This is a genomic window from Acidimicrobiia bacterium (genome assembly GCA_035948415.1).
Taxonomy (GTDB): Bacteria; Actinomycetota; Acidimicrobiia; order IMCC26256; family PALSA-555; genus PALSA-555.
On the sequence record DASZJD010000037.1, the window covers coordinates 15,828 to 29,922 of the forward strand.

14 protein-coding genes are annotated in these 14,095 nt (G+C 72.9%); 8 read left to right on the forward strand and 6 right to left on the reverse strand.

Going from position 1 to position 14,095, the window contains the following annotated elements; all coding sequences use genetic code 11:
* Positions 1–29 precede the first annotated feature (29 nt).
* Positions 30–2,429, forward strand: coding sequence for a CoA transferase (locus VG869_05580; GenBank protein ID HEV3450658.1), 2,400 nt, complete (start codon positions 30–32; stop codon positions 2,427–2,429).
* A gap of 24 nt (positions 2,430–2,453) precedes the next feature.
* Here the strand turns inward: VG869_05580 and VG869_05585 are convergent, their stop codons facing one another.
* The gene (locus tag VG869_05585; protein ID HEV3450659.1) at positions 2,454–3,230 is read right to left on the reverse strand and encodes an SDR family oxidoreductase; all 777 of its coding nucleotides are present in this window, start codon (positions 3,228–3,230) and stop codon (positions 2,454–2,456) included.
* A 30-nt stretch (positions 3,231–3,260) separates the two neighbouring features.
* Positions 3,261–3,764 carry a MaoC family dehydratase N-terminal domain-containing protein gene (locus VG869_05590; protein ID HEV3450660.1) on the reverse strand — a complete coding sequence of 168 codons (504 nt, stop codon included), beginning with the start codon at positions 3,762–3,764 and terminating at the stop codon, positions 3,261–3,263.
* Between the two features lie 112 nt (positions 3,765–3,876).
* On the opposite strand from VG869_05590, the gene VG869_05595 reads away from it, so the two are divergent.
* Genes VG869_05595 through VG869_05605 form a run of 3 tightly spaced genes read left to right on the forward strand, consistent with a single transcriptional unit; the run spans position 3,877 to position 6,847 of the window.
* Positions 3,877–4,815 (forward strand): SDR family NAD(P)-dependent oxidoreductase, encoded by a 939-nt coding sequence (locus VG869_05595; protein ID HEV3450661.1) that lies wholly within the window; start codon positions 3,877–3,879, stop codon positions 4,813–4,815.
* Between the two features lie 9 nt (positions 4,816–4,824).
* Positions 4,825–5,661 (forward strand): enoyl-CoA hydratase/isomerase family protein, encoded by an 837-nt coding sequence (locus VG869_05600; GenBank protein ID HEV3450662.1) that lies wholly within the window; start codon positions 4,825–4,827, stop codon positions 5,659–5,661.
* Positions 5,662–5,692: 31 nt separating this feature from the next.
* On the forward strand, positions 5,693–6,847 hold the full coding sequence (locus VG869_05605) for an acetyl-CoA acetyltransferase (GenBank protein HEV3450663.1): 1,155 nt from the start codon (positions 5,693–5,695) through the stop codon (positions 6,845–6,847).
* A 14-nt stretch (positions 6,848–6,861) separates the two neighbouring features.
* Here VG869_05605 and VG869_05610 read toward each other — a convergent pair whose 3' ends face one another.
* A complete protein-coding gene (locus VG869_05610) occupies positions 6,862–7,533 on the reverse strand; it encodes a helix-turn-helix domain-containing protein (GenBank protein HEV3450664.1) in 672 nt (223 codons plus the stop codon).
* 61 nt (positions 7,534–7,594) lie between these two features.
* Between VG869_05610 and VG869_05615 the strand changes: the two genes are divergently transcribed.
* The 3 genes from VG869_05615 to VG869_05625 all read left to right on the forward strand — a co-directional run bounded on the left by VG869_05615 (position 7,595) and on the right by VG869_05625 (position 10,697).
* Entirely contained in the window at positions 7,595–9,088 is a 1,494-nt protein-coding gene (locus VG869_05615; GenBank protein HEV3450665.1) for a class I adenylate-forming enzyme family protein, read from the forward strand.
* A gap of 3 nt (positions 9,089–9,091) precedes the next feature.
* On the forward strand, positions 9,092–9,517 hold the full coding sequence (locus VG869_05620) for a hypothetical protein (protein ID HEV3450666.1): 426 nt from the start codon (positions 9,092–9,094) through the stop codon (positions 9,515–9,517).
* Between the two features lie 94 nt (positions 9,518–9,611).
* Positions 9,612–10,697 (forward strand): DUF3048 domain-containing protein, encoded by a 1,086-nt coding sequence (locus VG869_05625; GenBank protein ID HEV3450667.1) that lies wholly within the window; start codon positions 9,612–9,614, stop codon positions 10,695–10,697.
* Positions 10,698–10,716: 19 nt separating this feature from the next.
* On the opposite strand, the gene VG869_05630 is transcribed toward VG869_05625, so the two are convergent.
* From VG869_05630 to VG869_05640, 3 genes are all read right to left on the reverse strand, one after another.
* A complete protein-coding gene (locus tag VG869_05630) occupies positions 10,717–11,604 on the reverse strand; it encodes an ABC transporter permease (GenBank protein ID HEV3450668.1) in 888 nt (295 codons plus the stop codon).
* Complete coding sequence (locus tag VG869_05635; protein ID HEV3450669.1) at positions 11,591–12,301, reverse strand: ABC transporter ATP-binding protein; 711 nt, start codon at positions 12,299–12,301, stop codon at positions 11,591–11,593. Before VG869_05635 ends, VG869_05630 begins: the two co-directional genes overlap by 14 nt.
* A gap of 101 nt (positions 12,302–12,402) precedes the next feature.
* Positions 12,403–13,455 (reverse strand): ABC transporter substrate-binding protein, encoded by a 1,053-nt coding sequence (locus VG869_05640; GenBank protein ID HEV3450670.1) that lies wholly within the window; start codon positions 13,453–13,455, stop codon positions 12,403–12,405.
* Between the two features lie 127 nt (positions 13,456–13,582).
* Here VG869_05640 and VG869_05645 point away from each other — a divergent pair, with 127 nt between their 5' ends.
* Positions 13,583–14,074, forward strand: coding sequence for an Rrf2 family transcriptional regulator (locus tag VG869_05645; protein ID HEV3450671.1), 492 nt, complete (start codon positions 13,583–13,585; stop codon positions 14,072–14,074).
* Positions 14,075–14,095 lie beyond the last annotated feature (21 nt).

Consider the following 14,095-nt stretch of genomic DNA (forward strand, 5'->3'; position numbering starts at 1 on the left):
AGTAGGCTGACGCCAGCGTCAGCAACACCTTGCCGGGGCACCGACCGGGCCGCCCCGGGCTCGCGGTCCAGGAGGAAGCACTGGCGACGGCCCTGCTCGACGGCCTGCGCGTCCTCGACCTGGCCGGCGAGCCGGCGGCGATGACCGGCCGCATCCTCGCCGACCTCGGCGCGCAGGTCGTGCTCGTCGAGCCGCCGGGCGGCCATCCGCTGCGGGTGCAGGCCGCCCGGTTCCTCGCCTGGGGCGCCGGGAAGGATCCCGTCACCGTCACCGGCCCCGACGACCCCGCCCTCGACCGACTGCTCGGCGGCGCCGACCTCGTCGTCGACACGCCGGGCTTCCCCGGCGCCCTCACGCTCGATCCGGCGCGGGCGCCGGACGCGGTGTGGGTCAGCGTCACCCCCTTCGGCGGGCGCGGGCCCCGCAGCGGCTGGTCCGCGAGCGACCTCGGGGTCATGGCGGCGAGCGCCAACATGTACTCCACCGGGGATCCCGACCGCGCGCCCGTCCGCTGCACCGAGCCGTCCGGGTACGCGCACACCGGCCCCGAGGCCGCCTTCGCGGCCCTGACCGCGCTGTGGACCGGGCGCCCACAGCGCGTCGACGTCTCCATGCAGGAGACCGTCTTCTCGGCCAACATGGGGACGCCGGCGCGCTTCCCCCAGACCGGGTTCCGCGGCGTCCGCCGCGGCGCGAGCATCGGCCGCACCCGCGAGATCTGGCCGACCCGCGACGGGTTCGTGTCGTTCGGGCTGCGAGGCGGCAAGGCCCGGGTGCCGAGCCTCCGGCTCATCACCCGCCTCGTCGCCGACGCCGGCCTCGACGCCTCCGCGCTCGAGGCGCAGGACTGGTCGACGTGGTCGCCGAACAGCGCCGACGACGCGGTGCTGCGCGCCGTCGAGGCCCCGATCGCCGAGTACTTCGCCACGCGCACGATGCAGGAGCTCTACGACACCGCGTGCGCGACGAACCTCATGCTGGCGCCGGCGAACTCGCCCCGGGAGATCCTGGCCAGCCTCCAGCTCGAGGCGCGCGGGTTCTTCACCACGCTGGGATCGGTCCCCCAGTTCCCCGCCACGTTCGTCCACGTGCGCGACCGGCATGGCAAGGTCGACCCCGCCGGGCCGCGCGCGCCCGCACCCGAGGAGGCCGGCGGCCCGACCCCGCCGACCTGGTCCGCCGGGCCGCGTCCCTCGCCGCGGCCCGGACCACCGACCGAGGGAGCGTGGCACGGGGTCCGGATCCTCGAGTTCGGATCCGGGGCTGCGGGGCCGATCGCGACGCGCTACTTCGTGGAGCACGGGGCCACCGTCTTGCGCGTCGAGTCGCGCAGCCGTCCCGACTTCCTCCGGGTCTACGCCCTCGGCCCCGACAACCCGCACGGGCTCGAGGGGGCCCCCATGTACGACGCGCTGAACGTCGGGAAGCGCAACGTGACCCTGAACCTGAAGGACCCCGACGCGGTGGAGCTGGTGCGTCGGCTCGTCGTTGAGTGGGCCGACGCCGTCGCTGAGAACTTCGCGCCGCGCGCCATGAAGTCGTTCGGGCTCGACTACGACTCCCTGGCGGCCCGCAAGCCCGACCTCGTGATGGTGAGCGCGTGCCTGAACGGCCAGACCGGCCCCCACCGCGACTATCCCGGGTTCGGCGGCCAGGGGGCCGCGCTCTCGGGCTTCAACTGGCTGACCGGCTGGCCCGACCGGGCGCCCGTCGGCCCCCACGGCACGATCACCGACTCGCTCGCACCCCGGTTCGTCGCCACCGCGCTCGCCGCCGGCCTCGACTACCGGCGTCGGACCGGGCGCGGCGTCTACCTCGACCTGGCCCAGGTCGAGACCGGCGTGTACTCGCTCGCCCCGTGGCTCATCGCCTACCAGCGCGACGGGGTCGTCGGCACCCGAGCCGGCAACCGGAGCCCGCGCGCCGTGCCCCACGGCGCGTTCCGCTGCGCGCCCGAGGCCGGCGTCGACGACCGCTGGGTCGCGCTCGCGACCTGGACCGACGAGGCCTGGGGCGCCCTGGCCGCGGTGGTCGGACTCGACGACCCGGAGCTGGCGACGGTCGCCGCCCGCCAGGCCCGTATCGACGAGGTCGAAGCCGCGGTCGAGGCCTGGACCTCCGGGCGCACCCGCGCCGCGGTGTGCGAGGCCCTGCAGCCCCTCGGCATCGAGGCGGTGCCCGTGGAGGACTTCGGCGACGTCCACGACGACCCGCAGGTCGCGGCGCGCGACCACTTCGTGCCGCTCGTGCACCCGGTGATGGGACCCGGCTGGTACGAGCGCACCGGCTTCCGCCTCTCCGACAGCCCGGCCGGCTACAAGCGGGCGGGCCCCACCCTCGGCCAGGACAACGACTGGGTCCTCGGGGAGCTGCTCGGCCTCTCGTCCGCCGAGCAGGACCGGCTGCGAGAGCAGGGCGCCGTCGAGTGACGGCGTCCCGACGTCAGCGGCCGCTCATGCCGGCATGCAGGCGCCGCCGTCGACGCACAGCACCTGACCCGTCACGAGCTCAGCGTCGTCGCTGGCGAAGAACAGCGCCGCCCCCGTGAGGTCCCAGGCGTCGAGCTTGCGCTTCATGGCGCTCATCATCGGGAGCATGTCGATGATGCTGTCGGGGACGATCTTCTTCGTCGCTTCGGTCATCGTGACACCCGGAGCGATGCAGTTCACGGTGATGTTGTACTGACCGAGCTGGCCGGCCAGGAACTTCGTGAGCCCGACGACGCCCCACTTGGTCTGGCTGTAGGTGAACGCCGCCACCTCGTGGAAGTCGCCCGGTGGCGTCATGTTGTAGATATAGGCCGCGCCGGAGGACTGGTTGATGATCCGCCCGCGGTGCTGCTCCACCATGTGGGGCGCGCAGGCGCGGGCCATGAGCCACGCGCCGTGCAGGTTCACGTCGAAGACGCGCTTCAGGTACCCGTAGTCGTTGCGCTCGTTGTCGATGTCGTAGTACAGGGCGGCGTTGTTGACGAGGATGTCGAGCCGGCCGAACCGCTGCTTCGTCTCCGCCGCGCAGTCGAGCGCCGACTGCTCGTCCGAGATGTCCGTGCGGACGAACTCGACGTCGCCCTTGCCGTCGAGGTGCTGCATCGCGGAGCGGGCGCGGTCCTCGTTGATCTCGGCCACGACGACCTTCGCTCCCTCCTGGAGGAAGCGCTCGGCGTAGGCCAAGCCGATCCCCTGCCCGGCGCCGGTGATCACGGCCACCCGGTCCTCCAGCCGACCCATCCCGGTCCTCTCCTCCATCGCTCGACCGGCTCAGCCCTTGCGGGTCCGGCCGATCAGGTTGAACGTCTCGGTGACGACGGGCGCCTTCGACTGCTCGTGCCGCCACGTGGTCTCGACGACGACGAAGGTCATGACCGCGGCGTCGGTCTCGCGCTCGTAGACGGCCAGGATCTTCCCCTCCCCCACCAGCACGTCCCCGACGACGATCGGGCGGTGGTAGGTGAACTCCTGCTCGCCGTGGAGGATGAGCGCGCCCTTCCCGTACAGCTCGCCCATGACCGCGTGCATCGGGTTCTGGCCCACGGTCGGGTCCTCGGGCTGCTCCTCCTCCCACCGGCCCATGTGCTGCATCGCGAACGAGAACGTGGGCGGGGCCGGGATCGAGTCGAAGCCGGCGGCGCGCGCCGCCTTCGGATCCCGGTACACCGGGTTGTCGTCCTGCACCGCGGCGGCGAAGAAGCTCACCGGGCCGCGCTCGATCCGAACCTTGAACGCGCCGGTGGGTTTCCCGACGATGCTCGTGTCGACAGCCATGTGTGGGTTCTCCCTCGTCTTCGGCGACGACGCGCGTGGTTGTCCAGCGCGTCGGCGGCCGCGATACGGTGACGCCGGCGTCAGTTTTCAACGAAGGAGGAAGGGCTCGCAAATGGGCTTGCTCGACGGGAAAGTGGCGGTCGTCACCGGAGCGGGGAACGGCGTCGGGCGCGGCGAGGCGATCCTGCTCGCCGACCACGGCGCGAAGGTGGTCGTCAACGACCTCGGCGGCTCGGTGACCGGCGACGGGAGCGGCGACCAGCGCGTCGCCGACGAGGTCGTCGACGTGATCGCCGGCCGCGGCGGCGAGGCCCTCGCCAACTACAGCAGCGTCGCCGACTTCGACGAGGCCAAGAGCATCGTCGACGCGGCCCTCGACCGCTTCGGCCGGCTCGACGCGATCGTCAACAACGCCGGCGTGCTGCGGGACCGGATGATGTTCTCGATGAGCCCGGAGGACTTCGACACGGTCCTGAAGGTGCACCTGTACGGGACCTGGAACACCATGCACCACGCCTCGGTGTACTGGCGGGCCGAATCGAAGGAGGGCCGCCAGCCCAGCGCGTCGATCGTCAACACCGTCTCGAGCGCCGGGCTCCAGGGCCAGGCCAGCCAGATCAACTACGGCGCCGCGAAGGCGGGCATCGCGGCCATGACGGTCATCGCCAGCCTCGAGCTCTCCCGCTACGGCGTCCGGGCCAACTGCATCGGGCCCGGGGGGTTCACCCGCATGGTCGGCCAAGCCCGGGCCGACATCGAGGTGAGGCACCCCGAGGAGTACACCGCGTTCGACCCCATGAACCCCGGCAACTCGGCGCCGGCGGTGGCGTGGCTCGTCTCCGACGACTCGAAGCCCGTGACCGGCCAGGTCCTCCGCATGGTCGGGAACTCGCTCTGCGTGTACGAGCCCTGGCGCATGGGCGAGGAGTTCTTCGCCACCGACAAGGACGGCAGCCCCACCCAGTGGGACCCGGCCCAGGTCGGCCACATCCTGAACCGCTACGTGTTCCACACCGCCAACCCGGGCATCGACGCGCAGCGCCGGAGGTAGCGGCCGCCGATGGGCTCCTTCCCCGACTACGAGACGCTCGGCTACGAGGAGCGCAACGGTGTCGCCTGGGTGACCCTGAACCGGCCTGAGCGTCACAACGCCTTCAACTCCCTCATGCAGCGCGAGCTCCACGACTGCTGGCGGTCCCTGCGCTGGCAGGAGTCGGTGCGCTGCGTCGTCCTCACCGGAGCCGGCGACCGGGCCTTCTGCACCGGCATCGACCGCATGGAGCAGATGGGCGGCGACACCGACGAGACCACGGACGCCACCGTGGTCGGCTCCCACGGCGGGACGCCGTTCCACTTCAACGACCCCGGCGACAACATCGGGCCGAAGAGCTCCGATCTCTGGAAGCCGGTGATCGCCGCCGTCAACGGCATGGCCTGCGGCGGCGCCTTCTACATGCTCGGCGAGGTCGAGTTCATCATCGCCGCCGAGCACGCCACGTTCTTCGACCCGCACGTCACCTACGGGATGACGGCGGCGTTCGAGCCCATCCACATGTCCGGCCGCATGCCGTTCGGCGAGATCATGCGCCTCTCGCTGCTCGGGAACTACGAGCGGCTGTCGGCGCGCCGGGCCTTCGAGGTCGGCCTGGTGTCGGAGGTGGTCCCCGGGCCGGAGCTGGCGGCCGCGGCGACGTGGGCGGCCGAGGCGATCGCGTCGCAGCCGCAGCTCGCGATCCAGGGGACGGTGCGCGCGATCTGGGCCGCCCGCGAGCTCTCCAATCGCCAGGCGGTGGCCCTCGGCTACGCCTTCGTCGGTCTCGGCACCGACCAGGACTCCCTCGCCGAAGGGCAGCGCCGCTTCGAGTCGGGAGAGCGGATCGAGTGGCGGCTGCGCTGACCGGGTCCGGCGCGCCCCTCCGGAGCCCGCGCTGACCGCTCCGGGCACCGGGGTCGCCATCGTCGGCGCGGCCCTGTCGGACTGCGGGCGGGTCGACACGAAGTCGGCGTTCGACCTGCACTTCCAGGCCGCGAGCCGCGCCATCGCCGACGCCGGGCTCACCAAGGACGACGTCGACGGGTTCGCGTCGTGCGGCACCGGGATCCTCGCGCCGATCCAGGTGGCCGAGTACTGCGGCCTCCGACCGAGCTGGGTCGACGGCACCCAAGTCGGCGGCAGCACCTGGGAGTTCATGGTCGAGCACGCGGCGGCGGCCATCGCGGCCGGCCACGCCGAGACCGTCGTGCTCGCCTACGGGTCGACGGCCCGGGCCGACCTGAAGCGCCGCCGTCGGACCGCGAACCTGTCGTTCGGCGACCGGGGCCCCCTGCAGTTTGAGGTGCCGTACGGGCACACGCTCATCGCCAAGTACGCGATGTCGGCGCGTCGCCACATGCACGAGTTCGGCACCACCCTCGACCAGCTGGCCGAGATCGCGGTGTCGACCCGCTCGAACGCGGCGCTGAACCCCGAGGCCTACTACCGGGACCCGATCACGATCGAGGACGTGCACCGATCCCGGCTCATCGCCGACCCGCTCACGAAGCTGCACTGCTGCATCCGAAGCGACGGGGGCGGCGCGGTCGTGCTGACGTCGGCGGATCGGGCTCGCGACCTGCGCCAGACCCCGGTGTGGGTGCTCGGCACGGGCGAGGCGGTCTCCCACACCGCAATGACCGAGTGGCCCGACTTCACCGAGTCCCCGGCCCGGCGCTCGGCCGCGCCCGCGTTCGCACGAGCGGGGGTGACGCCCGCGGACGTCGACTGCTGCCAGATCTACGACGCGTTCACGCCGATGGTGCTGCTCACGCTCGAGGCGCTGGGCTTCTGCGGACGGGGCGAGGGCGGGCCGTTCGTCGCCGATGGCCGGCTGCGCGTCGGTGGGGCGCTCCCGACCAACACCGACGGCGGCGGGCTCTCGGCCTGTCATCCCGGCATGCGCGGGATGTTCCTGCTCGTCGAGGCGGTCCGGCAGCTGCGCGGCGAGGCCGGCGCCCGACAGGTGCCCGACGCCCAGCTGTGCTGCGTGAACGGCACCGGCGGCTGGTTCTCGTCGGCGTCGACGGTGATCCTGGGCCGCGACTGACGGGGCGGCCGGGGTCAGGCGGGGGCCGGACCGGGAGCGCCGAAGAACCCGCGGTGGACGACGGTGGTGAGCGTGTCGAGCGTCGCGGCGTCGCCGGCCGCGATCCGGCCCGAGGCGACCCCGTAGCTGAAGCGCTCGAGCATGGCCATCAGCGCGCCCACCGCCGCGGCCTCGCCCGCCGGGGGCGCGCCCGCCTCCCGCATGCGGAGCGCGAGCCGGTCGCCGATGGCGGTGAACGCGCGGACGCCGAGCCGGTCGACCTGGCGGTCGCCGACCTGATCCTCCATCCAGGCGCGAATCACCGGGCCGTAGTGGCGGTAGATGTCGAGGAAGCGACCGAGGAAGCGGCGCAGCTCGGCGCGACCGGCGGCGTCGGCGCCGATCGGCCCGACGGCGGCGGCGAGCTCGGTGAGCCGATGGGCGCAGTCGACGGCCAGGGCTCGCAGCAGGTCCTCCTTGTTCGAGAAATAGAGGTAGAAGGTCCCGTGCGACGTGCGGGCGGCGCGCACGATGTCGTCGACGCGGGCGGCGTGGTAGCCCCGCCGGGCGAAGACCCGCAGGCCCCCGTCGAGGAGCCGCCCCAGCGTGCGCCGGCCCTGGGCCCGCAGCTCGCGCTGCTGCGCTGGGAGCCCGGCGCTGCCGCCGTCCGGCCGCGGCAATGACTTGTACGATGCGTCGGCGCCCACCGGGGGCTCGTCGCGTGTCGCCGCGTCGCCCATCGGAACCGAGCCTGCTCGAGAGCCCATCATGCTCGCCGCCACCCTACGCGAAGCCGCTCGCCGCTTCGCCGACGTGCCCGCCGCGGTAACCGAGGACGGCTGGGCGCTCACGTACCGGGACTTGGATCGCATCTCCGACGAGGTCGCCGCGGGCCTCACGCGCCGCGGCCTCCGGTCCGGTGACGTGCTCGCGCTGGTGCTCCCACCCGGCGCGGAGTACCTCCTCTCCTACCTCGCCGCGGCGAAGGTCGGCGCGATCACCGCGGGCGTGAACGACCGCTTCACCGGGCCCGAGCGCGCGACCGTCCTCGAGCGGGCGCAGCCCCGGCTCGTCCTCACCGAGCCGGGTGTGGCCGTGGCGGACTTCGACCGCGTCGAGCTCGCGCCCGCCGCCGGGGCCGACGACGTGCACACGGCCCTCCGGGCCGCGGAGCCGATCCCCCGAGCCGTCCCCGACGACCCGGATCGGCCGGTCGCGATCGTCTTCACGTCCGGGACGACGGGGATCCCGAAGGGCGCCCTGTACGGGAACCGGCAGCTGGCCTTCATCACCGCCACCGACGTCGGCGAGGCCTGGGGTGGCGGCACCCGCAGCTTCAGCGGCACCTCGTTCGCGCACCTGGGGTTCATGACGAAGCTGCCGGGCAACCTCCGCCGGGGTGGGACCAGCTTCATCCTGCGCCGGTGGAGCGCGCACACCGCGCTGACGCTCCTGGCCGAGCAGCGGATGACGACCGTGGCGGGCGTGCCGACGCAGCTCGCGCTCATGCTGCGCCAGCCCGACTTCGACGCCTTCGACCTCGAGAGCGTGCGCTTCATCGTCGCCGGCGGCGGCCCGATCACGCCCGGTCTGGCCGAGGAGGCCCGGGCCCGGTTCGGCGCCGCGCTCGCGACCCGCTACTCCTGCACCGAGGCCGGGATCGGGCTCGGCACCGCGTTCGACGACCCCGACGAGGACGCCGTCGTGAGCGTCGGACGCCCCCATCCGGCCGTCGACCTCGCGATCCTCGACGAGGACGACCAGGCGGTGCCGGCGGGCGACGTCGGCGCCGTCTGCCTGCGCTCGCCCGCGGTCATGACCGCCTACTGGCGGGACCCCGACGCCACCCGCGCCGCGTTCACCGCCGACGGGTTCGTGCGCACCGGCGACCTGGGTTGGCTCGACGAGCGCGGGCGCCTGCGCCTCGTGGGCCGCACCAAGGAGATGTACGTCCGCGGCGGCTACAACGTCTACCCGGTCGAGGTCGAGGCGTCGCTCTCGACCCACCCCGAGGTGACCGCCGTCGCCGTGGTGGCTCGACCCGACCCGGTCATGGGCGAGGTGGGGATCGCGGTCGTCGTGCCTCGCCACCCCGCCCGTCCGCCGACGCTCGAGCAGCTCCGCGCCCACGGAGCCAGCCGCCTGGCTCGCTACAAGCTGCCCGAGGAGCTGCGGGTCGTCGAGGCCCTCCCGCTCACGGCCATGGACAAGGTCGACCGGCGCGCCCTCGCCCGACACGTCGGCCAGCTCGAGGCGGGCTGAGCGGTGCCGACGGGGCCCGGCGTCGACGAGCTGGCGGCGATCGCCCGCGCCCACGCCGCCGCCGAGGCCGCCGACGACCTCGAGGGCACGCTCGCGACGCTCGACGACAACCCGGTGTACGAGCTGCTCCCGATGGGCGTGGCCTTCCGTGGTCGCGCCGCGGCCCGCGCCTACTACGAACACTTCTTCGGGACGGTGCGGCCGCTCGTCCGCGGCTACGAGCTCCGCGACGAGTGGGTGAACGACCGCGGCCTGGCCCAGGAGTACCTGATCGAGTTCGGGCTGGCCGAGGGTGTCGAGCGCCATCCCGTCCTGTCGATCCTCACCTTCGGCGCCGCGGCGTTGTCGGGTGAGCGTGTGTACGGCAGCGACCGGCTCCTGGTCCTGCTGTTCGGTCCGGTCCTCGGGCTGGCCCGTCCCCTCGGCTGACGGGCGGCCGCGCCGCGGCGACAGCCCGGACAGGCGAACAAAAGGCCGGGGCATGATGCCCCGACCGGCGCGCCGATCGACTAGAAAGCACCGGATGCGTCTGCGCTGGTTGATCCTGCTCGTGAGCGTCGCGGTCGTCGCGGCGGCGTGTGGCGGTGGCGGCACCGTGGCCGCCAAGCACAAGAAGCTGCCGCCCACCACGGTGACGACCGCCGGGCCGCCCGTGGCGCCCCTCACCGGCCTGCCCGACAACGCCGCGCAGGCGCTCACCCGTCCCGCCCTGTCGATCAAGATCGAGAACACGCCCGAGGCGCGGCCCCAGACCGGCCTCGACGTCGCGGACGTGGTCTACGAGGAGATCACCGAGGGGAACATCACCCGCTTCATCGCGGTCTACAACTCGACGATCCCACCGATCGCCGGACCGGTGCGATCGGGGCGGGCGATGGACCCCGACATCCTGATCCCCCTCGGCGGGATCTTCGCCTACTCGGGCGGCATCCAGCAGACCGTGGACGCGATCAGCCGGACGCCGGGCGTCAACGTCATCGTCGACACCGGCTCCGACCCCGCGCTGTTCCGCGACCACACCAAGTCGGCACCGCACAACCTCTACGCCCACGCCGACCAGCTGCTGGCGCGGGGCGGGAAGCCGGTCCCGCCGTCCCCGCTGTTCCACTACCTGCAGCAGGGCGCGCAGTTCGCGGGTGACGGGGTCAAGCAGTTCAGCATCTCCTACGACACGCTGTATCGGCCGACCTACACCTACGACCCGGCGTCGAACACCTGGAAGCGCTCGATCGGCGGCACCGCGTTCATGGACACCGACGGCCAGCAGGTGGCGCCGACGAACGTGATCGTCCAGTTCGTGGGCTGCTGCCTCAACAGCCCCGAGGGAGCCAAGGACGTGACCGTGGGCTCCGGCGACATCACGGTGTTCAGCTCCGGCCGGATGACCAAGGGCACGTGGCGGCGCAGCAGCAACACCCAGCCCATCCAGTACTTCGACTCGAACGGGTCGCCGCTGCAGCTCACCCCCGGCCGCACCTGGGTCGAGTTCTTCCCCGTCACCGGCGAGGCCCTCGGGGTCTTCGGCGTGACGCCCGACCCGACCCGCACGATCCCGGTCACGACGCCGACCACGGCGCCGACCACCACGACCACCAAGAAGAAGCGCTGACGGCGTCGGCCCGGCGCGGCTAGCGCGTCGCCTCGTCGACGAGGCCGTACCGGCGCCGGATGGCCCGGTCCGCCGTCCCGAACAGCAGCTCGTCGACGAGGATCCCGATCACGAGGATCACGATCATCACCGAGATGAGGCTCGGCGCGTCCGAGAACTGACGGGCGAACTCGAGGCGCTCGCCGAGCGAGAACCGGCCGGGGATCTGCACGAGCAGCTCGCCGGCGAGGAGACTCCGCCACGCGAAGGCCCAGCCCTGCTTGAGCCCGGCCACGAACGCCGGCAGCGAGGCGGGGAGTACCACGTGGCGCAGCGTCGCGAAGCCGTGGGCGCCGAGCACCCGTCCCGCGCGCAGCCACAGCGGCGGGATGTGGTCGATGCCGCTGATGAGCCCGTTGGCGATCGACGGCGCCGCGCCCAGCACGACCACGAAGAGGATGGCTCCGTTCGTGAGCTTGAAGAGGAGGATCGCGAGCGGGAACCAGGCGATGCTCGGCATCGTCTGCAGGCCCGTGATCAGCGATCCGAACGCCGCGCGCAGCACCCGGCTGCGGGCCACGAGCGCGCCGAGGGTCGAGCCGATGAGGATGGCGAGGCCGAACCCTTCGACGGCGCGGCCGAGCGTCGTCCCCGCCGCGTCCATGAGGTCGCCGAAGTTCGAGTAGAGCGTGTGGAACACCTTGCCGGGCCCGGGCAGCAGGTACTCCGGGCGCCAGCCGGTCCAGACCACGCCCTGCCAGAAGGCCAGGAAGATCGCGACGGCGAGGGCCTTCGGCCACAGGTGCGACCACAGGCGGGCGGCCCGGCCGCGCGCGGGCCGGAGCTCGAGCTCCAGCGCGTCGAGCCCGGACAGCTGGGCGTCGATCCCCGTCGCGTCGTCCCGGCGCGGGGAGTCAGTCGTGGCCATGTCGGCTCACCTCCTGGCGCATCTGGTCGGTGATCGTGGCCGCGAGCGACGCCACCGACGCCGAGTCGATCCGGCGGGGGCGCTCGATGGCGACGGGGAACTCGGCGATCACCCGACCCGGGCGGCTCGAGAGCAGGACGACGCGGTCACCGAGACGCACCGCCTCCCGCACGTTGTGGGTGACGAAGAGCACGCTCATCCCGCGGTCGCGCCAGATCCGCTCGACCTCGTCGTGCAGCGCGTCGCGCGTCATGGCGTCGAGCGCCCCGAACGGCTCGTCCATCAACAGGACGTCGGTCTGCTGGCCGAGGGCGCGCGCGAGCGCGATCCGCTGGCGCATGCCGCCGGACAGCTCGTGCGGTCGCTGGCTCGCGAACTCGCGCAGGCGCACCAGCTCGAGGAGCTCCTGAACCCGGTCCCGCCGCTCGGCGCGGCCCATCCCGCCGAGGCGCAGCGGCAGCTCGATGTTGCGGGCGCAGGTCAGCCACGGGAACAGCGCCGGGTCCTGGAACATGAGGCTGGCTCGCCCCTCGACCTGGACCCGGCCGGAGCTCGGCCGGTCGAGGCCAGCCACGAGGTTCAACAGCGTGCTCTTGCCGCACCCGGAGGCGCCGAGCACGCAGACGAACTGGCCCGGTTCGACATCGAGGCTCAGCCGGTCGAGGGCGTGCACGGCCCGGGACGCCTCGCCGAACAGCTTCGTGACCGCTTCGACGCGGACCGACCCGACCCGTGACGGCGCACCGACGACGTCGGTTGACGACGGTGCCGCCCGGCGCCGGGCCCAGACGCTCACGGTCACGACGTCGACACCGCGGGCTTGCCTCTCGCCCGCAGCACCCGGTTCAGGATGCGCACGTCGAAGATGCCGTTCACCCTCGCGGCGGCGAGCAGCCCGAGCTGATGAGCCTCCTGGGCCTGGGTCCGCAGCGACGAGCCGATCGGGTCGTTCGTGAAGGTGATCGCGGCGAACGACGCCGTGATGAGGGTCGCCCGCAAGGACTGGCCCGTGGCCGCCTGGATCCCCTGCGCGACCAGCTGCTCGGCGCGCGTCGGATCGCTCTGGACGAGGCCGACGGCGTCGACCTGGCCCTCGAGGAGCGCCTGGATGACGTCGGCGTGGGCCTTCAGGTAGTCGGTGCGGACGACGAGCTCGGTGGTGGCGAAGCGCCCCTGCGGCCACAGCGCTCGCTCGTCGACGAGCACCTTGCCCCCGCCGTCGGTGACCAGGCGCGTCGCCCAGGGTTCGGGCACCCACGCCCCGTCGATCTGGTGCTGCTCGAAGGCCTGCAGCGTCACCGCGTTGTCCTCGGGCCGGATCGACACGTCGCCACCGCCGTTCACCGAGGTCTTGAGGCCGTGCTGCTTCAGCCAGGTGCGGAGCGCCACGTCCTGGGTGTTGCCGAGCTGGGGTGACGCCACGACCTTGCCCTTGAGGTCCGCGGCCTTGGTGATGCCCGGCCGCACGACGAGGAAGGCGCCTCCCGACGCCGCGCCGGCGACGATGCGCACCGCGCCGTGCGACTGGATGAAGGCGTTGATCGCGGGGTTGGGCCCGACGTAGCTGGCGTCGATCGAGTTCGAGAGCAGCGCTTCGACCGCGGCGGGGCCGGCGCTGAACGTCGACAGCTTCAGGGTCACGCTCGGCCCGAGGGCGGCCTTGAAGAGCCCGCCTTGAACGCCGACGAGGGGCGTGGCGTGGGTGACGTTCGGGAAGTAGCCGAGCCGCAGGGTGCCGGATCCTGCTGGCGCCGCCGACGCCGCCGACCCGGCCGCGGTCGTCGCCCCGATCGCCGCGGCCGCCATCGCGAGCGCCACCGCCGTTCGCAGGACCCGCCGGCTCGTGCCCATGCCTCGCCTCCACCCGGCTCGCCTTTCCTGGCATTCCCGGGAAAGTTGATTAATAAGGGTGGGAAACTAAAGTATGAGGGGTGGACGGGTCAAGCGGGCCCGGGCCCCAGATCCTCGGGGGATCGCCATGTGGATCAACCGGCGCACCGACTACGCCACCCGGGCCGTGCTGGCCCTGGCCCTGGCCGACGACGGCCGGCCCCACAAGCTCCAGGAGCTCGCCGAGGCGACGAGCACGCCGCTCACCGTCCTCGAGCAGCTCCTCCCCCAGCTGCGGGCGGCGGGGATCGTGCGCTCCGAGCGCGGGCCCGCCGGCGGCTACCGGCTCAACCACCCCCCGGCCGAGATCACCCTCGGCCGCGTGGTCCGGCTGATCCAGGGGCCGCTGGCCCCGATCGCCTGCGCCACCCGCCACGACGCCGAGCCGTGCCCGATGGAGCTCGGCTGCAGCCTCCAGGCAACCTGGTCGGCGGTCCGGGACGCCACCATCGCCATCCTGGACGCCACGACCTTCGCCGACCTCGCCGCCCAGGCGGGTGGGCGCTGGGAGCCGCCGCCGGTGACGGTCGAGGTCACCGTGCCCGCCGGGGCCGGCCGCCGTCACCAGCCGACGGGCTGAGCGCACCGGGGCGACGCCGGG